This window comes from Streptomyces sp. NPDC001231, assembly GCF_042896885.1.
Taxonomy (GTDB): Bacteria; Actinomycetota; Actinomycetes; order Streptomycetales; family Streptomycetaceae; genus Streptomyces.
Map to the genome: position 1 here is coordinate 14214 of NZ_JBIAXS010000047.1, position 22305 is coordinate 36518.

Here is a 22305-nt window from a genome sequence, read left to right on the forward strand (position 1 = left end):
CCCGGATGTCGGGATTTCGGTGGCCAGCTGCCGCCCGGGGAGTGGGGATCGTGCGCCACCGGCGCGGTGTCGACCCGCGGGCTCAGGTGAGGGCGGCGACGAGCAGGGCGAAGGCGGCGATGATGACGGCGACGCGGACGTAGTGGTAGCGGTCCCAGCGGTTCATCTGCTCCTTCCAGTCGGCGGGCCGGTTGTCAGGGGTCCACGTCTTGCCCCGGTTGTTGATCGGGACGAGCAGCAGGATCGACATGATCACGCTGACGATCAGCAGCGCGGCGGCGGTGACGACGAGGCCGGTGCCGGGGCGGTGCCATCCCGCGACAGCCCAGACCGCGACGAGGACGAGTGAGCCGATGTACCAGAACGGCATCACGGCGCCGAGCATCCGGCCCCCGTGGGAGTGGGCCTGCTGGTTACTGTCCTCCGGGAGGGCGTTGAAGATCGGGTTCATGACGAAGGCGACGGAGAACTCCACCCCCACCATCAGGCCGACGACCACGGTGGTGATGACCTCGAGTGCGCTGAGCATGGTGACCCTCCCAGGATCTAGCGCTGCTAGCCAATGTAGGCAACGCTAGTACTGCTGCCGCTTACTTGTCTAGCGGTGCTAGGATTCGAGTTATGTCGGTACAGGAACGCAAGGCACGCGAACGGGCGGTCCGCGAGCGCCTCATCGTGGCGACGGCCCGTGAACTCGCCGAGCAGCAGGGCTGGGACGCGGTCACCACGCGCCGGCTCGCCGAGCGCATCGAATACAGCCAGCCCGTCCTCTACAGCCACTTCCGAGGCAAGCGCGAGATCATCGGCGCCGTCGCCCTCGAGGGCGCCGCCGAGATGGCCGTGGCGGTGCGGGCCGCGGCGTCCGCCGCGAACAGCCCGCGCGAGCGGGTCGCCGCCCTCGCCCGTGCCTACCTCGACTTCGCCGAGCGCAACCCGGCGGTCTACGACGCCTTGTTCCAGCTCGACGGCGGCCTGGCGTACGCGCAGGAGGACACCCCGGAGCCGCTGAAGGACGCCTTCGCCGCGCTGATGGAGAGCCTGGGCGAGGTCGCCGGGGACGGCGTCCACCCGGGGCTGTTCACCGAGGTGTTCTGGGCGTCCCTGCACGGCCTTGCGACCCTGACCCGGGCGGGACGGCTGCTGCCGGAGGACGCCGCGCAGAGGGTGGAGCTGCTGGTGGACCGGCTCGCCGTGGTCTGACACACCGCAGCCGGGGCCCTCGGGCCCCCGCCGCTGCCTGCCTGCCTGCGGCAACGCTTCGTGAGCGAGACGGTCATCCCCATCCCCGAGCCGGTACCGGCGCGTCCGTGGCGACCGGAGGACGGGCCGCAGCCGCAGGTATGGACGTGGCCCAAGGGTGACCGCCCGGCGCTGTGGGTGCTGTCCGGCGGCAGGTGGCGGTATGCGCCGGTCCTTGCGCGGCAGGACTGGGTGGACGGGGCGGTGTACTACCAGGTGGAGGTCGACCTACTCGGCCCTGCGCTCCCGAATCTGCCGCGAAGTGACAAGTAGCTCTCCGTGCCCGATCTGACGACCTGTTGTCATGGCTGCCCGCGTTCTCCCCCGGGTTAGGAGTAGAAGCCCCGGCCGTAGTCCTCGCGTGACACCGTGAAGTCGTCCGGGCGATCCCGGCGGAGCTCTTCGTAGCGTTCGGCGAAGACGTCCAGCGCCTCGTGGAGGGTGTAGGCGCGTGCCTCACGGATCGCCTTGATGGCGAAGATGATCCGGTGGTTCACGATGTCGCGATCGACGCTCGCGGGCAGCTGTTCCATAAGCCCGACAGAGTATCGACCCGAGCTCGGGGTCAGCGGCCTGCGATCTCCCGACGGGCAGCATCCCAGACTTCCTCGAACTCTTGCGAGGTCAGCTGGTCAGGTTCATAGTTCTCCCACTGCGACACAGGGAGTTCTGCGGTGACTCCGTACTTCTTCTCGTACTCGGCCAGGTCACCTGCCTGCTGGGCTCGCTGCCACTCTTCCAGGGAGGCAGCCACGATCGGGGCCAGCTCAAAACCGTGGAGCTCGACCTGCCGGGTCACCCAGCCTTCGGCATCGACCTCGAAGTAGAACCAGGTGGCTTCCTCGTCCCAGTAGCAGCGCATCCACGTCGTCACCGGTCCATGATGACTGCCGCGAGCCATGCGGCGATATCGCCCGGAGCTGGCAGGGGGGCGTCGCCGTCTGCTCCTCAGCCATCGCCGGACTCCGGGGCCGTGCCCGGCTCGCGGAGGACGTCGGCGTAGTAGCGGCGGCGTTGCGTGAGGAGCGTGGTGACGTCGTCGTCGGTCACCTCAGCGAGTTCCTGAAGGTGTCCCAGTAGGTTGTCCTGTTGTTCGTGGCCGGAGCCGACGACATAGGCGATCGTGCGGGTCGTTCCTCCCCCGGCGAACAAGAGTCGGTGGGGCAGACCGCACCAGGTGTCGAAGCTGGTGGTGATCGCCTGCCACAGGCGCCAGATGTCATCGGGCCGGCGGTGCTCGGCGAGCAGGAGCGCGGCGGCCTCGATGGTGTGGCTGAAGCCCCAGCAGTGGCGGTGGAACCGCATCTCCTGGTCCAGCAGGAAGCGGGCGAAGTCGTGGTCGACCGGCCCCGGGGTGAGGATGAGCGCGTCCAGGACGTCCCTGCGGTCCTTCCACCACCGGTCCAGGGGCAGGCCAGCCTCGTCGTGGGCCGCTTCGAACTGCAGGAGGTCCCAGCGCTCGGGGTCCTCTGTCCACCAGGCGGGTCCGAGGGTGTCGTCCTTGGCCGTGTGGACAGCCGTTTCGTCAGGAATGGCGATCTCCCTGATGGCGGGGTGTGCGGGCCTGCGTCTGAGACAAGGCGATGCGACGCCGGGCGAGATCGACATCAATGATCTTCACTGTAAGGGCGTCGCCAACCTCAACGACGCCTCCGGTCGATTCATCCAACTCGCTGGTGTGCACGAGTCCTTCGAAGCCGCCCTCTCGGTCTTCGATGCGTACGAAGACGCCGAACGGAATGATCTTGGTGACCGGTCCGGTGACCACCTGCCCGATCCGCTGCGCTACCTGCGGCCACGGGTCTTCCTGCACTGCTCGGAGCGACAGCGGCACCCGTTCCCGGACCATGTCGACGTCGAGGACCTCGGCTGTGATCTGCTGGCCGACGCTGACGACGTCGGACGGGTGGTTGATCGGCCGCCAGGACAGCTCCGGAATGTTGATCATCGCGGTGAAGCCGCCGATGTCCACGCAGGTGACGCCGAAGCTGGCGATGGTCGTCACCGTGCCGGTGACGACCTGGCCGCGCCGCAGGGTCTTCAGGAACGCCCAGTCCCGGTCGCTGGGCGTTGGCTCGGTCTGCCAGCGTGCGCGGAGAACCCCATCACTGTCCGGCAGCACAGCAGTGAACAGTGGGTGCCGCTCATCGGTAGCCAGGGATACAACGCCAGCAGCACACGCGCCGGTGATCTGGGAGGTCACTGCCTCGAATTGGGTCTCGTCCACGACCACGCTGGTGATCCGCCCGCCCTCGTCCTCCCAGAGGACTTCCACCAGGCCCACCTCGGGCAGAGAGCTCATGGCCGCGTCGACATCGGTGAGCAGGTCCGGCCAGACCGCCAGCTGTGCGCGAGGGGTGAGCTGGGCGCGCACCGCCTCGATGTTGTCGCGGGTGAGGCGGTGCCAGCGGGAGGCGTTCGCGGCGTAGGTCTCCTCCAGGTACGTGGCGCGGTGGGCGCTGACCGCCCAATGCAGGCGGGCCCAGAAGTCGGCGTCGGCCGGGCGCTGCACGTACGCGGGGTCGTCGGGGGCGAAGTCGTACGGCGACGCGTCCAGGCGCTCGGGGAACAGGCCGAGCGAGCGGGTGCGGGTCAGCGCCGCGTCGCAGGGGTGGCTGCTGCCGATGTAGAGGTACTGGTCCCAGCCGACGTGCACCGTGAACGCTCCCTCCGTCTCAAGGCGGCACCAGGCGCCGTTGTCCCGGAGCATGGCCCGGACGAGTTCCAGGCCGGCGGCGATCGGCACAAGCGCACCGTCGTGGAACCCGGCGGGGCCGGCGGGGAAGAGGCCGGCCAGGCCATAGCCGTCGACCGGTGGCTCCAGGCCGAAGTGGGCGAAGCCTCCGATCTGCGGCTCGCGGATGGTCAGCTGTTCGACGTCGGTGTCCTCTGCGAAGGCGGCGATGGCCTGCAGGTAGGCGGCTTCGACCGGTCCGTGGTCGCTGGTTGCGGGCTCGGCGCCAATGTAGTGGCCGTGCTGATCGCGGTCGGCGGGGTCGTACTTGGTGACCTGGTAGACGTAGGGCAGCACGTCACTGCCTGCCGGGGGTCGACGGCGCGGGCGCGATCTGGTGGCGTTCAAGGACGCGGTAGACGGTGGCGCGGCTAACGGAGAAGAGCTCGGCGAGGTCGGCGATTGTGTGCTCGCCGGACTCGTGCTGCTGGACCAGGTGGCTCTGCTGGCGGGCGGTGAGCTTGGGCTGCTTCCCCTTGAGTTTGCCCTTGGCCCGCGCTACCGCCATGCCTTCGCGGGTGCGCATGCGCAGCAGGTCGACCTCGAACTCGGCGAAGGTAGCCAGGATGTTGAAGAACATCTTGCCCATTGGGTCGGCGGGGTCGTAGAGGGTGCCGCTGAGCGAGAGCTTGACGCCGCGGGCGGTGAGCGAGTCACCGATGTCGCGGGCGCGGGTACCGAGCGTGCGAGGCGGTCGAGCTTCGGGACGACGAGGGTGTCGCCGGCGCGCACGGCCGCGAGGGCCCGGGCCAGGCCGGGCCGGTCGCGGTTGGTTCCGGTCAGTCCGTGGTCCAGGTAGATCCGGTCCTCAGGGACGTCCAGGCTGAGCAGGATCTCGCGCTGGGCGGTGAGGTCCTGCTTGTCCAGGCTGCATCTCGCGTAGCCGATGCGTTCGCTCATGCCCGGGGCGTACGGTAAGCCCCCGCTCAACGTACAGATCACCGGACACCCTAAATGAGACGCCGTCAGTGCAGGTCGATCTCTCCCGCCGGGCAAGATCACGTTTGTTCGGTGGGGGTTCCTCTTACGGACGCAAGAGGGGGCCGCTGTCAGTACCCTGACGCGGTGATGGCCAACACCCACTTGTCGAGAGCCATGAGCGGCACCGTCAGCCCGCCCTTGCTCCCTCTGCCGGATCGTGTCGCAGAGCTTCTGTCGGAGCTGGGAAGTCCGCCGCGGCTGGCGGCCCACCTGCGCGCTGTCCATGACGTCGCGCACCAGCTGGTCGACTGGGTGGAACAGCGCTACCCCGCCGTGGTCTTCGACCGCGAGGCGGTGCTCTTCGGGGCGGCCACGCACGACGTAGGAAAGACGGTGCACCTCGCCGAGCTCTCCGGGCCCGGATCGGCGCACGAGGAGGCCGGGCAGGCTCTTCTGCTCGGCCACGGCATCAGCCCGGAGCTGGCGCGCTTCGCCGCGACTCACGCGTCATGGGTGGACGTGCGGGTCGGCCTGGACGACCTGCTGGTTAGCCTCGCCGACAAGATCTGGAAGAACAAGCGTGTTCCCGACCTGGAAGATCTCGTCGTGGCTCGGCTGGCCGAAGCGACTGGCCGGGCGGCATGGGAGGAGCTCATCGCGCTCGACGGGGTTCTCGCCGACATCGGCGACGCGGCCGACGAGCGTCTGGCGTTCCAGGCGTCCTTCCCGATCTACGCCTGAGGGCCTGGGGCTGCTGGGTCGTTTCAACTGGCAGGCCGTCGCGGCCCGGACGGTGCCGGGTCAGACGTCGAGGCGGTGAAGGATCTGCGTGAACTCGTCGGACTCGATCAGGCCGGTGAGTACCTGGGTCATGTTGCTGATGCCGGGATCGCGGACGATGAGACCGTCCGAGCACCAGAAGTAGCGGCCTCCCAGGGCTTCCCCGTTTTCGGCCCATCTCGCCATGATGATCTCGACTTGTTCGAGGGTGATGATGGCGCGCTCCAGCGGGATCCGTCCTTCAGGTCCACGAAGACGTCGATATTGTCCACAGATTCCAGATCCTCGCCGGAGTTCGGCAGGAAAGCGGCTTCGAAGTGCTCAGTGCGAACCCGGTACCAGGGCCCGTCCCAGCGGCCCGGCTGTGTGCTGTGGCTCATCGGGCGAGTGTGCCGGGCTGAACCGTCCGGCTCAACTGGGTTCTCCGGGCACCCTGCACGCCGGGTGTGGTTCACAGGTCAGGGTCGTACGGCGGGATGGTCCAGCGCAGTACCGCTTCGCCTGCGCGGCCTTCGAGGGTGGCGGGGTAGACCTGTCCGTGGGCCCGCTCTCCGTGGTGGCGTATGGAGTGGTCCCCGGGGTCCCAGCCGAGACCGAGCACTGGGCATCCGCCGAGGTCGATGACACCCGCCAGCAGTGGGTGGCTCCAGCCGGCTCGGTTGAATCGGTGGAAGTCGGTGTGGGCGTCGACGGAGACCATCAGCCCGTTGCCGGGGCCTTCTCGGGTCCAGGTTCGGAGCCGTTCGGCGACCGCTTCGGCCTCGGCCAGAGAGAGGTCGAGCCACCCGCGCGGCCCGTGTCCGCTGGGGTGCTGGGGGATGCGGTCACCGCCGAACTGCGCATGGACGGTGTCTTCGTACTTGCCCCAGTAGGTGACGTCCGCGAGGCCGTCGGTGGACCGTCCGTCCAGGCCGGTGAAGTCGTCCAGCGCCTGAGCGTCGCCGAGGACCATGCCACATCGGTCGACCGGCAGGTCGCCGAGCTGCACGGGTTCGCCGTCATCGGGGCCGGACCAGGGCAGGCCGAGGTCGACCTCCAAGACGGCGATTGTCGGTTCCCCGTCGAAGGGTGAGGCCGATGTCTGGGCCCGAACCTGCAGGGGCCGGTCTGCGGCGGCTGCTACAGCGATCGCCTCGCACATCCAAGCGGACGGCTCACTGTCCTCGGGTCCGTGCAGGTGGCCGCCGCCGGTGGCTATTGCGGTCCGGGCCCGCTCGGACAGCGGCCGGCCCACCTGCGGCCAGTAGTCGATCCAGCCCGCCATCCCCAGCACGAGCATCCCGGAGGGCGCGGTGACGGCGCCAAGGTCGACATCGGTCTCAGTCATCCACTGATTGAACAGGCACCAAACCAAAAGGATCAAGGTGCCGTCGCGTCCGCGGTCCGCGTGGAGTGGTCCTGCGGGGTGCGCTGCTGCGGCAGGAGCGGGCCGAGGTGCAGATGGCGGTTCATATCCAGCTCGAACCTTCCGTAGGGGTTCACGTGGGTCCAGAACAGCGGGGACAGCGCCCGCCGGTCGGCGTCGGTGAGCTTGTCGGCCCACTTCGGCTCGGCCAGCACCTCCTGCAGCAGCAGGGTGTTGACGTGCACCAGGGCGGCCTGCAGTAGGTGCAGGGCGAGCATCGAGATCTCCTGGCTCTCCCGGTCCGGGCCGGTCAGGTCGCCGTCCTTGCCGTAGAACAGGTCGTGGTTGGCGGAGTTCCAGTTTTCCACCACCTGCAGGCCCTCGTGGATCTCCCGCCGCAGCTCGGGATCGGCCAGGTAGTCGCAGATGAACGCCGTCCGCACCGCCCGGCCCAGCTCCTCGATCGCCCGGTAGGTCGGGTGCTTGGGGCCGCCCCGGGTGAAGCGGCGCAGCACCTGCTCTGCCTCCGCCGTGCCTAGACGAAAGGCGGTGGTGTCCTTCACGATCTGGTCGTACTGCTGGCGGATCAGCTCCCAATCGATCGTCTTACTGGACAGCACCGGCGCCAGGTGCGGCCAGGTGTCGTCCTCACCGGCGGCCGGCCGGTACAGCCGCGCCGAGCCCACGTTCTTCAGCCTCGGCAGCAGGTTGAACCCCAGCATGTGCGAGAACGCGAACCCGACGATGGACGCGCCATGGGTGTCGGTGTACTGCCGGTCGACCACCATCTCGGTGCAGTGCCGCAGCACGCCCTCGATCATCGCCGCGACCTCGGAGGCCGAGAAGTTCTTCAACTGCGAGTAGATGCACACCGACTTCCGCTCGACGTGCCAGTGGATCATCACCCCCGGACCCCGGTACCGCTGATGCCACTCCGTCATGAAGTTGCTCGACCAGGAGCCGAACTTCTTGCTGTCCGAGGCGCACGAGGTACCCTCGCCCCACCAGTCGGCATCCCGCACCGCGAAGGTGGCGTTCACCAGCTTCACCAGCGCCCCGCGCAAGTTGGTCCGGTTCACGAACAGGTGCCGGATGCGCCGCAGCACCGCCTCGCTCTCGCCGTGCTTGCCGGTGACCGCCACCCGCTTGATGCCATGTTGGTGCCCAGCGCGAACAGCACCAGCAGCAGCCGGCGCCGCAGCACCTCCCCGGGCAGGACCTCCCGGGACGCGACCGAGGCGAACTCGCCGGTGAAACCGGTGGCGAACTCGGCCTCCTTGAGGATGTCGATCAGGCGATCGTCCCCCAACGCCTCTCGATCTCGGCCTTCAGGGCGACCAGGTTCTCCGGCTCCTCCTGCTTGCCCAGCGGGGAGACCTTGATCCACGGCTCGCCGTGCTTGCGGGTGATCTCCACCCCGCCCGTGGTGCCCAGCTCCAACGCGGTGTCGAACCGGGTCAGAGCCTCCCGGAGCTTCGTCTGCAGGCCATCGATGAACTCGCCCGGGTCCAGCGGCTGGCGGATCGCCCCGTAATGCACGTCCCGGTTGTCCTCGAAGTCCGGCGGCAGGTCGTCCTCCGGGTTGCGCCACCGGCTCGCGCCGGCCACCCAGATCTCCCGGGGCCGCAGCGCGTCCCGCAGGCTGACCAGCACGCACAGCTCGTACGGGATGCGCTCCACCCGGCCCTTGTCGTCCACCACCGCCGCCCGCCACTGCTCAGGGACCACCCCGTCCAGCGGGATGCGCTCGGCCTCGTCGAAGTACGCCCCGTCCTTGATCGGCTGGTCCAGGTACCGCTTGAGCAGATCGATCGCGTCCATCACCGGCCGGTAGGCGGTGTTATTGCACTTCAGCTCCAGCACCGACAGCAGCGGCGAGAGCATCCGCCGCCAGTGGTTGGAGTAAGACGACCTCAGCACCGTGCGGATGCGCGCCTTGTACCGGGCCTCGTTCGTCGCGGCCTCCGCCGCCAGCGCCTTCAGGGTCTTCTCGCCGACCACCGGGAAGATGACCTTGCGGACCGTACGCCCGGCTCGGCCAGCGCCGCCTCCGTGACCCGCAGCATCATCCCCTCCTTGCCGCGGACCTTGGCCTGCTCGTCGTGTTCGCGCAGCCGTCCTGCCACCTGACGGATCACCGTAGCAGCGCCAGTGGCACCAGGACGCGCTGTTCTTCAGCTGCATTTGCTCGGCGGCCGTGGCAAGGGCTTCCCAGAAGCTGAGCGGAAGCGGGTGGGCGTCGCCGAGTTCCTCGAGCAGGCCGAGGGCCACCTCGCTGTCCGGCTACGGCCTGCGTGCCTCCCGAGCCCTTCTCTGGCTCGCCGCCGCCATGTTCGTCACCATCGTGTTGCTGGTGGGCTTCGGACTGCCCAGGGGCGATCCCAAACAGACGGCAACCGGCACCGTGCCGCCCGGCGGCGGACGAGTGACCTTCGAGATCGGCAAGGACAACCCGCGCAACCCCACCGGGAACCGGTTCACCGGCGAGCGCTTCGAGAAGGCCCTGAATGTCACGCTCAACTCGGTGGTCTTCCGCTCCGCCGACCAGGACCTGACCACCGCCGGCACCTACATAGAGATGACCTTTCGCCTCGCCGAGCCCATCCTCCTGGGTCTCGCGGTCCTCGCCGTCCGCAACCGCGTCAAACGCTGCCCGTCAGCAACCTGAGCGGCCCGGTATCACCGAGGTCGGGGGCCCGCTCCGGGGCGGGGAACATACTGTTCAGCATGGGCACGATCCGCCTCCAGGACAAAGAGCAGATCGATCCGGCTACACCACTACAGGGGACATGACCCGGACACACAGAAGCGTCGTGTAATCCGGAGGCTGGGTCGCATTGACCAAGTCCATGTGGAATGCGTTGTACCCCGTACCGGTGGACAGGCGGGGGTTGGCGTTGAGGTCCCGAGTTCCTTCCAAAGCGGCCATCGCTGGAAGGGCTGGAAGGGGATCGCCACTTCGGCAAGGATCGCCGTCGCCAAGCGCAGAAACCGAGCGCCGGTTCCCAACGCTTGAGCGATGTTCCCGAGACGCACTACTGCGTATCCGCCAGATGCCGCGCCCACCATGCGGAGAAGGGTGCCGGCGGATTCCTCGAACAGTGGAGCTGAGGCTAATTCAGTCCGGTATCGCTCGCTCGTAGAATCTGCCAGGAACGTGCCTTCCATGCTCCAGGCAGGGAGGACGCTTCCGAGGTCGATTAGAGCTTCCTCAAGCTCGCTGGGCAGATCAATGAACATGGTTGTCACGCGTTTCTCCTTACGAGGTGACATCGGTGGGTGTTCTCGGCGCGGCGGCTGAACCATTGGCAGCGGGCAACCGTCGCGCCGAGTTGCGTTTCCAGCCTCCTTTGCCGCCCGCTTCCCGCCGGGCGGCAAAGGAGCTGGGGCCCGGTGCGGTGAATCGCTGAGCCGTGAGGGAACACGGGGACAGGTCCCGCGCTGGGGAGTTGAAACCGCTCGGTGGCCGGGCCGGGGGCATCTCGGCCACCGAGCGGGGTCTATGCAGTGAGTTGCAGCTCCCGCAGCAACTCACCCATGTCGACGACCCGGAAGGAGCTGAGCCGGCGGATGAGCTGCGAGGCGAGCAGGGTGGGAATGTTGGGGTGCCCGAAGGGCAGCGCGTGGTCCGGCCGGGCGACGACGTGCACTTGGTTGTCCGCGGTGAGGCCGTAGATGACCCCGCCCACCCCGTACAGAGGGGCGCTCCGGGCGAGGAGGACCATCGGGTTCTTCTCCAGATACGGGCAGAGCGCTGCGGCGGCCCGCGCATGCTTGGGGCACACGGGCGGCTGGTTGGTGTAGATCGTGGACTGTGTCGGGTCCTCGTCCTTCGGGCCGGCCAGGAAGATGAACCCGAGGGGTGTCCGCGCTTTCCCGCTACAGACCTGGCACCGCAAGGCCTGCATCGTCATCATCTGCCGGTACGGGTGCATGAGCTTCCACTGCGGTTCGCCTGTCGGCATCCTGTGCCGGTCCGTCGGGTTGAACCCGCAACGCGCCCAGAGGATGCCCCGCATCGGGCGGTCCCGGGGTCCTCGTCGCGGTAGTACAGCCGGGGCCCGGAGGCGTGCCGGTAGATCACGAGGTTGTCCGGCGCGGCTTCCTCTCCCTTGCGCTGGGTGATGAAGGGGATCAGGCGCGGCTCGGTCGCGGTGGGCACGGAAGAGGCCGTCTCTCGTCTGTCGTATGGCGGGTTCGGCGGTCATACCGCCTCCTTCAGGCACCTGATGGCCACCAGGCGGTCATGCAGCTCGTTGACGGCCCATCCCATCCGCCGCAGGTGCCCGACGGCTTTCCAGCGATCGCCCGGCATGTCCTCGGCGCTCATCGTGCGGGCCCGCTCGATAAGCCGGGCAGCGGTCTCGTCTCGCTGCTCCGCTTCCGCAGCTACGGCGATGGTCAGCAGCCGTATCAGGTGACCGCGCAGGCGTTGCGCGAGCTCGTCGACGTGTTCCTCGGCCGGTATGCAGTCGTCCAGGACCGCGCCGACGTCGTCCAGGAGGGCGTCACCGTCGAACGGCCGCCACCGGCGGACCTTGTCCAGCACCGTGTGCAGGGCTTCCCCGTCCAGAGGAGGCGTCCACGGCGTGACAGGGCGCCTCCGGCGCCGCACCGGAAGGGACACGGTCACTGCGCGGTCCCGGCGAAGGCAAGGGAGCACCATGCGCACGTGCCGTCCTCGGTGAAGCCCCACGCGCCGCCCAGCTCCGTGACGAGTATGTCCACCAGGAGCAGGCCACGGCCACTTTCCGCCTCGGGTCCGACGTGCAACGGCTCCGGGATGGACGTTGGCGTGCCGTCGTGGATCTCAAGGCGGAGTTCGTCTCGCGCGGGCATCCAGCCCCGCACGTCGAACGAGTCGTGACGGCCGTACAGGATCGCGTTCGTACACAGCTCCGACACCACGACCAGTAGGGCGTCCACACGGTTCTCCAGCGGCCGGCAGTGGCAGCGGACCCACGCCCGCGTGACGCGCCGGACGACTTCCACGCTCGACGGCACGGAACGGATCGCCATGGTGAACGCCGGCAGAAGGGGCTCACCAGCGCTGGCCGGTGGAGGCGCCTCTAACAGGCTGGCTGATCCAACTCTGGGAAGCATGGGGGACTCCCTGGCTCGTGATCGTGTGCACCTGAGCACTCTGAGCAACGGCAGGTATGAGCGTTGCAACCACGCGCGGACGGCTCTACCCCCAAACCACCCTCGGGATTTGACGCGAAGTCGGCCGACTTCCTCGGAAAGGCCTCGGATCGTCCTCGAGGCTGCTAGCAACGTCTGTAGAGGGCAACTTGAACAGGACAGCGTTCTACCGTCGTGGCAGTGACGTGCCGGGCGGATCGAGTGGGAGGCGTCGTGTTGTTCTTCCGGTACACCTGCGAAGCCCGCGGCATACGCCACCCTGACGACTTCCTTTTGAAGTACCGGGAAGCGGCCAGGCGGTTAGGCCTACAGAACGCGGATGAACCAGCCTCGAAGACGATTGAGGCGTGGCTCTACGAGGGTCGGAAGCCGCAGCGCGTCTTTCGTCCGGTCGTGGTCGAGATGCTGGGCTTCAGCATTGATGACCTGTGGACTGAGGTGCCGGAGGGCACCACACCGAACTTTGTTCCGCTGACCGGCGCGTCACCGACTGCACTCCATGCCGATGCCGGTGTGGACCTGAACGAGATGAAAAGGACGGGCTCGATGGCTGTTCGACGCGCAAAGGAGTTCCTCCTCGGGGCAGACCGCGAGCGGGTGGGCACCGACACGCTGGACCTGCTCGACGACGAGGTGCAGCGCCTCGTCGCCGCATACCCACGAGAGCCCCTGTCGGCGATCTGGGACGACCTGCTGGAGACGCAGGAACAGGTCTTCCGTCTCCTGGAGGGCGGCAGAGTCCGGCCGTCGCAGCTGCGCGACTTGAACGTCAAGGGCGCAGTGCTGTCGTTCCTGGTGGCCAAGGGCTTCAACGACATGGAGGTCCCCCACCAGGCCATGACGATGACGCGGGTCGCCGCGGCCTGCGCCCGGGACGCCGAACACCCCGGCCTCATCGCCTTCACCGACGGTCTCAAGTCACTCATCGCCTACTGGTCGGACAAGCCCGCGGACGCCTACCACTACGCCAGCAAGGGCGCCGAGACCGCCGCCGGACTTCAGGGAACCGTCGGCCTGTGGCTCCTCGGCCTGCGGGCCCGCGCCGCCGCGGTGCTCGGCGACGAGGAGACCGTGCGCACCGCGAACCGGCACGCCGCCAGCCGGCGCGAGCACGTCGTGCACGACGACCTGGACAAGCTCGGCGGACTGTTCACCTATGCCCCCGAGAAGCAGCTCTACTACTCAGTGGAGGCCGAAGTCCTCCTTGGCCACGGGGACGCGCAGCTTGCCGCGCAGGCGGAGCAGGCTGTGATGGGCTTCAGCGACCCCGACGCCCCGAGCTGGGCATTCGGTGACCTCGCAGGGGCTCAGTGCGACCTCGCACTCGTCCGGCTCTTCAGCGGAGACGTAGAAGGCACGGCAGACGCCATCCGCCCAGTGCTGGACCTGCCCGCATCCCACCGCAACAACGGCATCATCGTCTCTGCAATGCGCGTCCGGCATGCCCTGACGAGCAGCCCCGCGCGCAGCGCCGTCGCCGCGAAGGATCTGCGCGCGGAGATCGAGGCCTTCCCGACCAGCCGGCCCGCGCTCCCCCGCGGGTAGAGTCCGCGTCATGCACCCGGTGAACCGTTCCAGCGCCCGCCTTTCCCTCCGGGAACTCTCCATCGAGGACGTGGATGCGGTACTCGCCATCTACGGCAGCCCGGAGGCGACGGAGCATCTGAGCTTCGAGCCGCGTACTCGCGACCAGGTCGGGCAGATCGTGGCCCGGTCCGTGGCCCACGCCACGGCAACGCCCCGCGCGGAGTACGTACTTGCCGTCATCGAGCGGGACACGGACGACCTGATCGGGTTCGGCCGCCTGGCCACCGACCCCCACCAGCAGCGCGGAGCCACCGTGGGCTTCGCGCTGCGCCCGGACGCGTGGGGCGTGGGCTACGGCGTGGAGACGGTGCGGCTGCTGCTCAGCGTCGGCTTTGACGACCTGGGACTACACCGCATCTGGGGCGCGCGGTCCCCGTTGAACGAGGCCTCCGCGAAGACCATGAGCGCCGCGGGCATGGTCGAAGAGGGCACGATCCGTGAGCACGTGCGGAAGGCCGGGCAGTGGCGGGACTCCGTCGTGCACGCGATTCTCGACCGTGAGTGGCAGTCCGCCCCCTGAGGGGCTCGCTCTGGGGGCGGACTGCCTGCTCAACCCGTGGTGTTGAAGCCCCCGAGGGGCACCTTGGACAGCGGGTCGTCCTGTGTCCGGTGGTGGGGCCGGTCGTACACCGTGTCCGCGGTCTTCGACTCGGGGGACCAGCGGCCCCGGCGGTTGCGCTCCACCAGGGGCACGCCCGCCGCGATCATGTCGGTGTTGGGGCCGGCCCGCAGGGAGTGCGCCGTGACCTTCTTTCCGGCGATGTAGGGGATGCCCGCCAAGTCGGCGAGCCGCTGGAGGCGTTCGTTGATCGCGCCGCCCTTCATCCGCTCCCCCCGTTTGGTCGCAAGAGTGCGGTTGGCCAGGTTCCCCTTGACCGTCAGGGCCCGGAACACAGGCTGATCCGCCCCGTCCGCGCCGAGCCGCTTGAGCACGGCGAACCAGGCGCGGCCCCGGGCGACGAGCTGAAGGTCTGGGCGGTCGGCGATGAACTCCGTCGAGCCCTTCGCCTGTTTGTCCGTCTTGCTGGTCGCCGTGGTGACGATCAGGCCCATGGGCACGACCTTCACATGCTTGACCAGGAGATCGGTCAGCTCCCGGCGGCGGTGCAGGTTGCAGTAGGCCAGGACCAGGGCGAACGCGTCACGGATGCCGATGTGCGTGGTCTCGTCGCACTTCTCCAGGCAGGCGAGCAGGTACGGGATGGTGAGCGCGGCCGACCGCTCGATCTCACCGCCGGCTCCCCTCCACTCCTGCCGCCACAGCCGGAGTTTCCCGCGCACGCGCGAGGGGTCGGGCCGTACGTCCTCCGGCTGCCAGTTGTAGATCCGGCTCATGTACTGGCGGACCGTGTCCGGTTTGAACTCCCCTGCCTTGCCGCGGCGGATCAGGTGCAGTCCGTATGCGGTGTACGTGGCCGTGGTGCACGGGTGCGCCACCCGCGGCGGGTCCTGCCGCGCGCACCACTGTTGGAAGGAGCGCACTGTGGAGTCCCGGTTGAGCAGCGTGTTCTCGGCGAGGTCCGGTTCGTCGAGCTCTTCCTTGTCCTCTCGGGAGACACGGAAGTCGGCCTCGGTCCACGGTGGCCGCGCCTCGGCGCGCGGCGGCATCTCGCCGGGCCCGAGCACAGTGTGCCGGTTGACGAGGTAGCGGACCGGCTCCACCGCCTGGTCGTCCACCAGCTCGGCGTCGTAGACCTCCAACTCGGCGGCGGCCACGTCGGCGGTCAGTCGCTCCACGCTCACCGCCGGGTCGCCGCGGCCGGGGTGCTCGCGGTGGCCGTCGCCTCTGCTCATGAGAGCTTCCCCTCCCTCAGGTACCGGCTATTCCAGGCAGAATAGCCGGTAAGGGTGTCCTAACGAGGGAGTAACGCGCCGACGTTGACCGCATGCAAGTGTTAACCCCGGTTAAACCCTGGACTCGTAGCAGAAGTTGTGGGAGCGTGCGTATCCCGGGTAATACCCGGGTTAATTCTGTGAGAGGGCTCCTGAGTGGACATCACGATTCGCCTCCCCGACCCGCCGCCACCAGAGATCGTCGCCGCGGTAGCCGACCTCATCGCCCGCATCGGACCCGATGCCACAGTGTCCACCGACATCGAATGGACCGTGCAGCGGGCTGTGAAGCTACTGCGGGACACCAATGCCCGCACCCTCGTCTTCATTGAGGCAGCGATCGACGGCAACGGCTGGGTGGATGGGCCGGCCTTCCGCGCGAAGTGGGGGGACACGGCTCTGCGCGGACCGTCGCAGACCATCACCAAGGCCATCAAGCGCGGTGCCGAGCAAGGGCACTGGTCCCCCGACATCACCCCGCCGTTCCGGCCGACCACCCCCGACAAGAGCGGGTGGTCCAAGACCGGCGGCTACTACCTCGCCGACGGGCTCCTGCCCATCTTCACCGAGGCCATGAACATCCTGAGAGAGCCGTCTTAACGCGGATTCCGTTATCCGGGCCTCGGCACTGGCCGATCTGCGCGCCTACGTCCCGTACGAGTACAGGCTGTGTTCGGCGCCTGGGCCGAACACAGCCGCGGTCGACCAATGATCAATAATGGTGGCAGCAGACAATCATGCGAATCGGGGGCACCTGATCGACGCGGGCTGCAACGTGACTGACCTGCCCTTCAACCGTCCAGGCCGCTTCTGGCGGGGTAACCTGCACACTCATTCCGACCGTTCCGATGGAGCGCTGTCCCCCAAGGAGACGGTGCGTCACTACCAGGAGGCCGGCTACGACTTCCTGGCCGTCACCGACCACTTCAGGGCGGAGTACGGCTTCCCCCTGACGGACACCCGGCCGCTACGGCGCCCCGGATTCACCACGCTGCTGGGGGCCGAACTGCACGCCCCTCGCACTGAGGCCGGACCGTCATGGCACATCGTCGCGGTGGGGCTGCCGCTCGGCTTCGCGCCGCCCGAGCCAGGGGAAAGCGGACCGCAACTAGCTCGCCGGGCACGGGCCGCAGGCGCGTTCGTCGGCATGGCCCACCCTGCGGCTTCGCTGCTCACTGCCGTTGATGCGGAGAGCCTGGACGCGGCTCACGCAGTCGAGGTCTACAACGCACTCTCGTCCCGCGAGGACCGGGGCGACAGCTGGCACCTGACCGACGTCCTACTCAACCGGGGACACCGGCTGACCGCCTACGCCGCCGATGACGCGCACTTCCAGCCCCAGGACCCGCCGGGCTGCGCCGCCTGGGTACAGGTGCGCGCAGAATCGCTCGAGCCGGCACAGCTCCTGTCGGCCCTCAGAGGGGGTCACTACTACTCCAGCACCGGGCCGGAACTGCACGACATCCGGCTCAACGACGGTCTGATCACGGTGCACTGCTCGCCAGCGCGCAAGGTGCTGCTCACCGGGAGCGTCCCAGGGGCTCAGGTGGTCCAGGGCGAGGCGCTGACGGAGTGCTCCCTGCCCGTGGAGATGTTCCGGCGCGGGTACTGCCGGGTCACCGTCGAAGACGCCTCCGGCGGACGGGCTTGGAGCAATCCGATCCACCTGGGATCGCGCCCAACCGCATCCACCGACGCATAGCCGCCCTCCAGACAGACGTACGCCGCAGTCTCAGGTCCGACAGAAGGAGACTTTCGCATGCTCTGGCCCGCCCTCCGCGCTCTCTCCCACGAAGAGCTGACTTCCAATCAGCTGCACTGGCTGTCCAACGCCTTCCAACTCACTGACGCGCCCCGCGTCGAGGGGCCCGCAGCCGCGCAGAGCATCGCGCACGGTTCCCTCACCGACGAGTCGGGTGCCCGTCTCGTCCTGGACCTGGCCCGCACCGGCGAGTCCGGGTGGGTGTTCACCCTGTTCCACACGGGGCAGCAGCCTTCCGCCGGCACCGTCGAAGCCCACCGGGCTCTGTTCCGTGACGCCATCGACCGGCTGGGGCTCACCCTGGTCGAGATCACTCCGGCCGCCACCGCGGACGAAGTCCTCGTCACGCCCCCGGAGGCCGCCGAGGTCCCCGAATCCACCCTCGGCACTCACTGGCACCTGCCCGACGAACTGGACGGCGTGTGGCCCCACCTCGGCTTGCGCAAGGACGCCCCGCGGGAGGTGAAGGAGGTCAAGTTGCGCGAACTGATGCGCACCCCGGCCTGAACCGCCGCCCCCACGGGTCTGCGGAGCCAGGCCGAGGAATTCCTGGGTGGCAACTGACCCAGCAAGGACATGCCCAGACACCGTCGCCGGTAACGACAGCCTCGAGAAGCGAAACAACCGCAGGGGGAACTTACGTTGAGCGAGCAGCCGACCAACGAGGCCAGCGGGGCGTACAGTGCCCCGCCGCCACTGGGCTCGCAGGAACGAATCGACCATCAGCGGGCCGGCGAGACACTGCTGACCGACGACGGCCGTATCACCGACACTCCCCACGCCAAGACCGTCGCCATCCAGGCCCTCGCCGCGCGTATGCGGTCCTCCACGCCCGAACTCATCCTCGCCTCGATGGGTCTAGTCGTCGGCAATGACATGGCGGCCCACCTGGGCAACGGCCGCTATGTGCTGGTCCCGCACAACGAGCGGTACCCCTCAATGGGAGCCGACGTCCTCCACCTCGACGAACTCGACCCCACAGATCCCCGGCACGCCCCGGACCGGACAGTGCGCATGGACGCCCCGCAGGCCGATCCCATGATCCGCATGATCGCGGTCAGTGAGCTGATGGGCTCGTGGGCGTACGGGTCCAACAACAACGTGCGCGTTCTGGCGCTGCAACAGGCCGCCCAGGAGGAGTTCGGCCTCACCGGAGTCCTCGAGTGGCAGGTGGATGCCAAGACTCGCTTCGCCGTCGGCCTCGAACTCGATTACAACCGCGATGCACTGCGGGATTTCCTGCGCACCCAGTACGAGATGACCCAGGAGGTGCTCGCCGCACGCGGCATCACCGAGGTTCTCTCCTACCGGGCGCTGAGCTGGCCAAAGGGGACGGAGCAACCGGAATGGGCGGCCGCGCTAAACATCGGCGAGACCGTGGAGGCACGTCAACGGCCGCTGGCGAGCTGGTCGGCAGACCGCCAAGTCGTCGCCGAGTGGCTGGAACAGCGCCGTGGCAACGGTGCGATCCTCGCCGCACGCAAGCCCGCGCGGGACTTGCCGCGGCCGGGGTGCCGGGTGGTCTCCTCCTCCACCGGCCGGGCTTCGTCGTCCGGTACCAGGACCTGACCCGCTCGGTCATCGCCGGACTCGACAAGCCGCCGTTCCTTGGGCGCGACGTGTTCCGCGAGCCAGGCCGTCAGCTTCTCGTCCAGGTCCAACGGGGTACGGGCCACGATCATCGATCGTCCTCGCAGGACTTCACCCACCGCAGATATACGGCCCCGGACTCACCCACACGGGTGACGCCCCCCGTAAGATCACCGCCGTTTGCGGCTGATGACAGGGTTTTTACCGGCACCCCTACTTCTATGCGGATGACCTCGAGGGTCACATCGAGCGGAGGTACCGTCCAGGTAGATGAGGCGGCCCTTGCGCCGACGAGGGAGATCCAGGCTTGTCCGCCGACGACCCGGAATGACCAGGTGTCAGGGTAGCTGCCAGTCTCGCAGACGATCACGCGGACCGACCTCGGCCGCCAGCCGCTCCCCCCGGCAGCCGCCGGGGCTGGAGGCCCACCGCCGGAGCGATCTCCGCCGCCGGATGCCGCTCCGGCGCGGCGCGCTCCCCCGGGCGGCACTCGCACGCGTGTGTCGGCGGCGGTACGGAGAGCGGCCCAACTCCGGCAGGGTCGACGGCACACCGGCCCGGCGCCCCTCCCACCCCCTCTGCAGCCAGCATGTCCTCCGTCACAACCGAGCCGCCGCAGTCGGCGCCGCGCGGGCCACGACCTCGCGGTGCCGCTCAGTCCTCGACCTCGATTGAGAACAGCTCGTCGCCGGCGAAGTGCTACGTTCCGCGTATGAAGATCCGAAGGTGGGCCGGCCGCGGCATGTCCGTGCTGGCCGTGGGCGGGGCACTGGTTCTGATGACGGCGTGCAGCGGGGAGGCCGGCAAGCCGAGCACGACTGGGGACAAGCCGAGCACGACTAGGGAAGCGAAGCCGGCTGCGGCAACGGCCCCGACGGTGAAGCCGGAATGGATGTGGGCGACGAGAGCTGCTGCGGATACGTACACGAGCGTCACGAGGCAGGAGACGCTCTCCGGTGGTTGCGTCACTGCCCACCAATGCCAGGCGGCACTCATCCAGCTTCAGTCGGTTGCGCCTGCCGTGGCGGAGATGCTGCACGACGAAGCGGGGGCGGATCCGTACTACGCGGATCTCCGCGACCTGGCCGACAGCGTGTCCGAGGGCGTGCAGGAGACGGATCCGGCGGACCTGGATGCGATGGATGCCCTCCTGAAGGACGTCACGAAGCTGAAGGAGCGGCTGGGCCAGGAGAAGGACCTCGGGCACTTCTAGCGGCCTGGTGGCGATTCGATCATGATTGGCATGGACTGATCAGCGCGCCCGTCATGACGACCGTCAGGTCGACCGCGGCTGCCGGGGTGAGGACGGGAGCGACACCGGTGGCCCTCGGGAGGAGCCGGCCCAGGGCCGTGAGCAACTCGGCGGCTGCCGTCAGCTTGACGACGGCTCCAGGGAAGGGAGCCACCCCGGTTTGGCCCAAGGTGATCAGGCGTCCCTTGGGCAGCGCCGACTTGACGCCTCCCGAGCCAAGGAATAGGCCGAAGCCGCAGCTGTGACCGGTAGAGCGGGCATGACGACGCCCACCCCTTCACGGGGTGGGCGCTTCCTTGAGTGCGCGTCGGCTGAGCGGCTCGTAGGCTGATGCTGCTCGGGGCCTGTTGTAGAGGTCTGCCATGCCCCGAACCATCTGGAGCGGTGCGATCAGCTTCGGCCTGGTCACGGTGCCGATCCGCGTGGTCAGCGCCACGGAGGACCACAGCGTCCGCTTCCACCAGTACCACCTGGAGGACATGGGCCGGGTGCGGGTGAGGAAGGTCTGCGAGATCGACGGCCGCGAGGTCCAGCAGTCGGAGATCGGCAAGGGCTACGAGCTGTCGAAGACCCAAGTCATCCCTGTCACGGACGAGGAACTGCGGGCCCTTCCGCTGCCGACAGCTCGCGCCATCGAGATCGATGCGTTTGTGCCACTGGAGTCCGTCGACCCGATCCGGATCGGAGAGGGCTACTACCTGGCGCCGGACGGCGCCGTGGCCGCGAAGCCGTACAAGCTACTGGTGCAGGCACTGGGCCGCTCGTCGAAGGTGGCCGTGGCGAAGTACGCGTGGTCGGGTCGGGAGCGGCTGGGGTTGCTACGGGTGCGGGATGACGTGCTGGTGCTGCACTCCATGCGCTGGCCGGACGAGATCCGCTCCCCGGAGGAGCTGTACCCGCCGCCCGTGGACATCGACGAGGGTGAGATCGACGGCGCCCTGGCGCTCATGGACATGTTGGCGCGCGACGACCTCGAAGGCGAAGAGTTCCGCGACACGTACACCGAGGCGCTCCAGGAGATCATCGAGGCCAAGCGCGAGCACCGGGAGCCGCCCGCGGCGACGGAGCCGGAGACCGAGCCCGGGCAGGTGCTGGACCTGATGGCCGCACTGAACGCGTCCGTGCAGAAAGCGAAGGCCTCTCGCGGGGAGGCCGACGTGCACGAGATGCCCACGCCGAAGAAGAAGGCTGCGAAGAAGCAGCAGGCCAAGAAGACGACGGAGAAGAAGACGACGGAGAAGAAGACGACGGAGAAGAAGACCGCGGCGAAGAAGTCGGCCCGCAAGCCGCGCAGCGCCTAGAACGGCCTTGGGGAACAGCGGGGCTGCCGATATCGACTGCCCCGCTGTTCCCCAAGGCCGGTTACCCGCCACGTCTGTCCCCCCGAGGGCCCAGCCCGTGACTGCAGTCACGGGCTGGGTCGGCTCGCCTTCAGGGTCAGAAGCCGCAGTGCTTGGCGGTGCCGTTGTTGGGCAGCAGGGAGTCCTTCACCCACCCGTACGTCTTGTCGGTGCTGTTGTAAAGGTACGTCCAGCTGTCCCAGTTTGGGTCCCACGTGTAGCAGTAGTAGACGAGGGTGTCCTGATTGTCGGCCCACCCCTTGACCCCGCAGCTTGTGCTGGAGCCGCTGCGCATGTTGGCGGAGACGCCCGCCGTCATCCTCACGGTGGTGTTGGCCAGGTTCGGACCGGTCTTGCCGCAAGTGGCGTTCGCTGCGGCAGGTGCCGCGGTGGTCACGACCAGACCTGTCGGCACGGCAAGTACCCCTACCGCCAGCGCCGCCAGCTTCGCGCGGTGTGCTGCTCGCATGTTTCACCCTCCCCAATGCGCCCACGTGTCCTTGACGTAGGCATGAGGAGAAGCATGTAGGGGCGATATCCTGCCCGGAAGAAGAACTATCAGCCATTCGCGACGGAAATGACGCGTTCCGCACTTGCCACCGAATCGAAGGTGTTGAGCTTCGGGCACCGAGACTCCCAAGCCCAAGATCGATCGCCCTGACGCACGTGTGTCGCGGCCCCGGAGCGGGTCGTGGCCCCCCGGGGGGCGGGGCCCTTCAGCGGGGGGTGCCCAGCCAGCGCGGGGGCCGCGGGTTGCGCCCGCTGGGCAGCGCCCCGGCG

The 22305-nt window shown here is 68.2% G+C and carries 26 protein-coding genes and 3 pseudogenes; 11 read left to right on the forward strand and 18 right to left on the reverse strand.

Annotation, left to right across the window (positions count from 1 at the left end; genetic code table 11):
* Positions 1-82: 82 nt before the first annotated feature.
* Positions 83-529: an anthrone oxygenase family protein gene (locus tag ACFY3J_RS36305; RefSeq protein ID WP_384186346.1), complete on the reverse strand. Its 447-nt coding sequence runs from the start codon at positions 527-529 to the stop codon at positions 83-85.
* Between the two features lie 92 nt (positions 530-621).
* On the opposite strand from ACFY3J_RS36305, the gene ACFY3J_RS36310 reads away from it, so the two are divergent.
* Positions 622-1200 carry a TetR/AcrR family transcriptional regulator gene (locus ACFY3J_RS36310; RefSeq protein WP_384186349.1) on the forward strand — a complete coding sequence of 193 codons (579 nt, stop codon included), beginning with the start codon at positions 622-624 and terminating at the stop codon, positions 1198-1200.
* 368 nt (positions 1201-1568) lie between these two features.
* On the opposite strand, the gene ACFY3J_RS36315 is transcribed toward ACFY3J_RS36310, so the two are convergent.
* The 6 genes and pseudogenes from ACFY3J_RS36315 to ACFY3J_RS36340 form a co-directional block, all read right to left on the reverse strand.
* The gene (locus ACFY3J_RS36315) at positions 1569-1772 is read right to left on the reverse strand and encodes a hypothetical protein (protein ID WP_384186352.1); all 204 of its coding nucleotides are present in this window, start codon (positions 1770-1772) and stop codon (positions 1569-1571) included.
* A 32-nt stretch (positions 1773-1804) separates the two neighbouring features.
* Positions 1805-2113, reverse strand: coding sequence for a hypothetical protein (locus ACFY3J_RS36320; RefSeq protein ID WP_384186354.1), 309 nt, complete (start codon positions 2111-2113; stop codon positions 1805-1807).
* A 74-nt stretch (positions 2114-2187) separates the two neighbouring features.
* Positions 2188-2847 (reverse strand): hypothetical protein, encoded by a 660-nt coding sequence (locus ACFY3J_RS36325; RefSeq protein ID WP_384186357.1) that lies wholly within the window; start codon positions 2845-2847, stop codon positions 2188-2190.
* Entirely contained in the window at positions 2765-4270 is a 1506-nt protein-coding gene (locus ACFY3J_RS36330) for a S1 RNA-binding domain-containing protein (RefSeq protein WP_390842656.1), read from the reverse strand. Before ACFY3J_RS36330 ends, ACFY3J_RS36325 begins: the two co-directional genes overlap by 83 nt.
* Before the next feature lies 1 nt (position 4271).
* The gene (locus ACFY3J_RS36335) at positions 4272-4634 is read right to left on the reverse strand and encodes a recombinase family protein (RefSeq protein ID WP_390842674.1); all 363 of its coding nucleotides are present in this window, start codon (positions 4632-4634) and stop codon (positions 4272-4274) included.
* A gap of 74 nt (positions 4635-4708) precedes the next feature.
* Positions 4709-4873: pseudogene (locus ACFY3J_RS36340) on the reverse strand (recombinase family protein); the annotation flags it as partial.
* 168 nt (positions 4874-5041) lie between these two features.
* Between ACFY3J_RS36340 and ACFY3J_RS36345 the strand changes: the two are divergent.
* Positions 5042-5635: a phosphohydrolase gene (locus tag ACFY3J_RS36345; RefSeq protein ID WP_384186468.1), complete on the forward strand. Its 594-nt coding sequence runs from the start codon at positions 5042-5044 to the stop codon at positions 5633-5635.
* 60 nt (positions 5636-5695) lie between these two features.
* Here ACFY3J_RS36345 and ACFY3J_RS36350 read toward each other — a convergent pair.
* The 5 genes and pseudogenes from ACFY3J_RS36350 to ACFY3J_RS36370 all read right to left on the reverse strand — a co-directional run bounded on the left by ACFY3J_RS36350 (position 5696) and on the right by ACFY3J_RS36370 (position 9020).
* Positions 5696-6054: pseudogene (locus tag ACFY3J_RS36350) on the reverse strand (hypothetical protein).
* Positions 6055-6125: 71 nt separating this feature from the next.
* On the reverse strand, positions 6126-7001 hold the full coding sequence (locus tag ACFY3J_RS36355; RefSeq protein WP_390842657.1) for a hypothetical protein: 876 nt from the start codon (positions 6999-7001) through the stop codon (positions 6126-6128).
* A 32-nt stretch (positions 7002-7033) separates the two neighbouring features.
* Positions 7034-8161 carry a transposase gene (locus tag ACFY3J_RS36360; protein WP_390842658.1) on the reverse strand — a complete coding sequence of 376 codons (1128 nt, stop codon included), beginning with the start codon at positions 8159-8161 and terminating at the stop codon, positions 7034-7036.
* Entirely contained in the window at positions 8095-8328 is a 234-nt protein-coding gene (locus ACFY3J_RS36365; RefSeq protein ID WP_390842659.1) for a hypothetical protein, read from the reverse strand. Before ACFY3J_RS36365 ends, ACFY3J_RS36360 begins: the two co-directional genes overlap by 67 nt.
* Positions 8310-9020 carry a hypothetical protein gene (locus ACFY3J_RS36370; protein WP_384186376.1) on the reverse strand — a complete coding sequence of 237 codons (711 nt, stop codon included), beginning with the start codon at positions 9018-9020 and terminating at the stop codon, positions 8310-8312. The genes ACFY3J_RS36365 and ACFY3J_RS36370 overlap by 19 nt, the downstream gene beginning before the upstream one ends.
* Positions 9021-9216: 196 nt before the next feature.
* On the opposite strand from ACFY3J_RS36370, the gene ACFY3J_RS36375 reads away from it, so the two are divergent.
* Positions 9217-9687, forward strand: coding sequence for a hypothetical protein (locus tag ACFY3J_RS36375; RefSeq protein WP_384186378.1), 471 nt, complete (start codon positions 9217-9219; stop codon positions 9685-9687).
* An 832-nt stretch (positions 9688-10519) separates the two neighbouring features.
* Here ACFY3J_RS36375 and ACFY3J_RS36380 read toward each other — a convergent pair.
* The 3 genes from ACFY3J_RS36380 to ACFY3J_RS36390 all read right to left on the reverse strand — a co-directional run bounded on the left by ACFY3J_RS36380 (position 10520) and on the right by ACFY3J_RS36390 (position 12038).
* The gene (locus ACFY3J_RS36380) at positions 10520-10984 is read right to left on the reverse strand and encodes a hypothetical protein (protein ID WP_390842660.1); all 465 of its coding nucleotides are present in this window, start codon (positions 10982-10984) and stop codon (positions 10520-10522) included.
* A gap of 239 nt (positions 10985-11223) precedes the next feature.
* On the reverse strand, positions 11224-11568 hold the full coding sequence (locus ACFY3J_RS36385; protein WP_390842661.1) for a DUF6415 family natural product biosynthesis protein: 345 nt from the start codon (positions 11566-11568) through the stop codon (positions 11224-11226).
* A gap of 80 nt (positions 11569-11648) precedes the next feature.
* A complete protein-coding gene (locus ACFY3J_RS36390; protein ID WP_384186387.1) occupies positions 11649-12038 on the reverse strand; it encodes an ATP-binding protein in 390 nt (129 codons plus the stop codon).
* A gap of 525 nt (positions 12039-12563) precedes the next feature.
* Between ACFY3J_RS36390 and ACFY3J_RS36395 the strand changes: the two genes are divergently transcribed.
* Together ACFY3J_RS36395 and ACFY3J_RS36400 are read left to right on the forward strand one after the other, a co-directional pair.
* Complete coding sequence (locus ACFY3J_RS36395; RefSeq protein WP_390842675.1) at positions 12564-13706, forward strand: hypothetical protein; 1143 nt, start codon at positions 12564-12566, stop codon at positions 13704-13706.
* A gap of 10 nt (positions 13707-13716) precedes the next feature.
* Entirely contained in the window at positions 13717-14268 is a 552-nt protein-coding gene (locus ACFY3J_RS36400; RefSeq protein ID WP_384186393.1) for a GNAT family N-acetyltransferase, read from the forward strand.
* Positions 14269-14297: 29 nt separating this feature from the next.
* Here ACFY3J_RS36400 and ACFY3J_RS36405 read toward each other — a convergent pair whose 3' ends face one another.
* Positions 14298-15542 (reverse strand): hypothetical protein, encoded by a 1245-nt coding sequence (locus ACFY3J_RS36405; RefSeq protein WP_384186396.1) that lies wholly within the window; start codon positions 15540-15542, stop codon positions 14298-14300.
* A gap of 195 nt (positions 15543-15737) precedes the next feature.
* Here ACFY3J_RS36405 and ACFY3J_RS36410 point away from each other — a divergent pair, with 195 nt between their 5' ends.
* The 5 genes from ACFY3J_RS36410 (at position 15738) to ACFY3J_RS36430 (ending at position 20146) form a co-directional block, all read left to right on the forward strand.
* The gene (locus ACFY3J_RS36410) at positions 15738-16181 is read left to right on the forward strand and encodes a hypothetical protein (protein WP_384186399.1); all 444 of its coding nucleotides are present in this window, start codon (positions 15738-15740) and stop codon (positions 16179-16181) included.
* Between the two features lie 118 nt (positions 16182-16299).
* The gene (locus ACFY3J_RS36415) at positions 16300-17283 is read left to right on the forward strand and encodes a CehA/McbA family metallohydrolase (protein WP_390842662.1); all 984 of its coding nucleotides are present in this window, start codon (positions 16300-16302) and stop codon (positions 17281-17283) included.
* Between the two features lie 57 nt (positions 17284-17340).
* Positions 17341-17850: a hypothetical protein gene (locus tag ACFY3J_RS36420; RefSeq protein WP_390842663.1), complete on the forward strand. Its 510-nt coding sequence runs from the start codon at positions 17341-17343 to the stop codon at positions 17848-17850.
* Between the two features lie 135 nt (positions 17851-17985).
* The gene (locus ACFY3J_RS36425) at positions 17986-18912 is read left to right on the forward strand and encodes a hypothetical protein (RefSeq protein WP_390842664.1); all 927 of its coding nucleotides are present in this window, start codon (positions 17986-17988) and stop codon (positions 18910-18912) included.
* Positions 18913-19645: 733 nt separating this feature from the next.
* On the forward strand, positions 19646-20146 hold the full coding sequence (locus ACFY3J_RS36430) for a hypothetical protein (RefSeq protein ID WP_384186409.1): 501 nt from the start codon (positions 19646-19648) through the stop codon (positions 20144-20146).
* Positions 20147-20165: 19 nt separating this feature from the next.
* Here ACFY3J_RS36430 and ACFY3J_RS36435 read toward each other — a convergent pair.
* A pseudogene (locus ACFY3J_RS36435) lies at positions 20166-20399 on the reverse strand (DoxX family protein); the annotation flags it as partial.
* A 148-nt stretch (positions 20400-20547) separates the two neighbouring features.
* Between ACFY3J_RS36435 and ACFY3J_RS36440 the strand changes: the two are divergent.
* Positions 20548-21486, forward strand: coding sequence for a Ku protein (locus ACFY3J_RS36440; protein ID WP_390842665.1), 939 nt, complete (start codon positions 20548-20550; stop codon positions 21484-21486).
* A 136-nt stretch (positions 21487-21622) separates the two neighbouring features.
* Here ACFY3J_RS36440 and ACFY3J_RS36445 read toward each other — a convergent pair whose 3' ends face one another.
* Positions 21623-21994, reverse strand: coding sequence for an SH3 domain-containing protein (locus tag ACFY3J_RS36445; protein ID WP_384186414.1), 372 nt, complete (start codon positions 21992-21994; stop codon positions 21623-21625).
* Positions 21995-22305: the final 311 nt, after the last annotated feature.

Bases quoted from the DNA above. Each gene is read 5' to 3' on its own strand.
- ACFY3J_RS36305 (WP_384186346.1), bottom strand. From the start codon at position 529: ATGCTCAGCGCACTCGAGGTCATCACCACCGTGGTCGTCGGCCTGATG.
- ACFY3J_RS36310 (WP_384186349.1), top strand. From the start codon at position 622: ATGTCGGTACAGGAACGCAAGGCACGCGAACGGGCGGTCCGCGAGCGC.
- ACFY3J_RS36315 (WP_384186352.1), bottom strand. From the start codon at position 1,772: ATGGAACAGCTGCCCGCGAGCGTCGATCGCGACATCGTGAACCACCGG.
- ACFY3J_RS36325 (WP_384186357.1), bottom strand. From the start codon at position 2,847: ATGTCGATCTCGCCCGGCGTCGCATCGCCTTGTCTCAGACGCAGGCCC.
- ACFY3J_RS36345 (WP_384186468.1), top strand. From the start codon at position 5,042: ATGGCCAACACCCACTTGTCGAGAGCCATGAGCGGCACCGTCAGCCCG.
- ACFY3J_RS36355 (WP_390842657.1), bottom strand. From the start codon at position 7,001: ATGACTGAGACCGATGTCGACCTTGGCGCCGTCACCGCGCCCTCCGGG.
- ACFY3J_RS36380 (WP_390842660.1), bottom strand. From the start codon at position 10,984: ATGCCGACAGGCGAACCGCAGTGGAAGCTCATGCACCCGTACCGGCAG.
- ACFY3J_RS36390 (WP_384186387.1), bottom strand. From the start codon at position 12,038: ATGGCGATCCGTTCCGTGCCGTCGAGCGTGGAAGTCGTCCGGCGCGTC.
- ACFY3J_RS36395 (WP_390842675.1), top strand. From the start codon at position 12,564: ATGCTGGGCTTCAGCATTGATGACCTGTGGACTGAGGTGCCGGAGGGC.
- ACFY3J_RS36400 (WP_384186393.1), top strand. From the start codon at position 13,717: ATGCACCCGGTGAACCGTTCCAGCGCCCGCCTTTCCCTCCGGGAACTC.
- ACFY3J_RS36405 (WP_384186396.1), bottom strand. From the start codon at position 15,542: ATGAGCAGAGGCGACGGCCACCGCGAGCACCCCGGCCGCGGCGACCCG.
- ACFY3J_RS36415 (WP_390842662.1), top strand. From the start codon at position 16,300: ATGGTGGCAGCAGACAATCATGCGAATCGGGGGCACCTGATCGACGCG.
- ACFY3J_RS36420 (WP_390842663.1), top strand. From the start codon at position 17,341: ATGCTCTGGCCCGCCCTCCGCGCTCTCTCCCACGAAGAGCTGACTTCC.
- ACFY3J_RS36430 (WP_384186409.1), top strand. From the start codon at position 19,646: ATGAAGATCCGAAGGTGGGCCGGCCGCGGCATGTCCGTGCTGGCCGTG.
- ACFY3J_RS36440 (WP_390842665.1), top strand. From the start codon at position 20,548: ATGCCCCGAACCATCTGGAGCGGTGCGATCAGCTTCGGCCTGGTCACG.
- ACFY3J_RS36445 (WP_384186414.1), bottom strand. From the start codon at position 21,994: ATGCGAGCAGCACACCGCGCGAAGCTGGCGGCGCTGGCGGTAGGGGTA.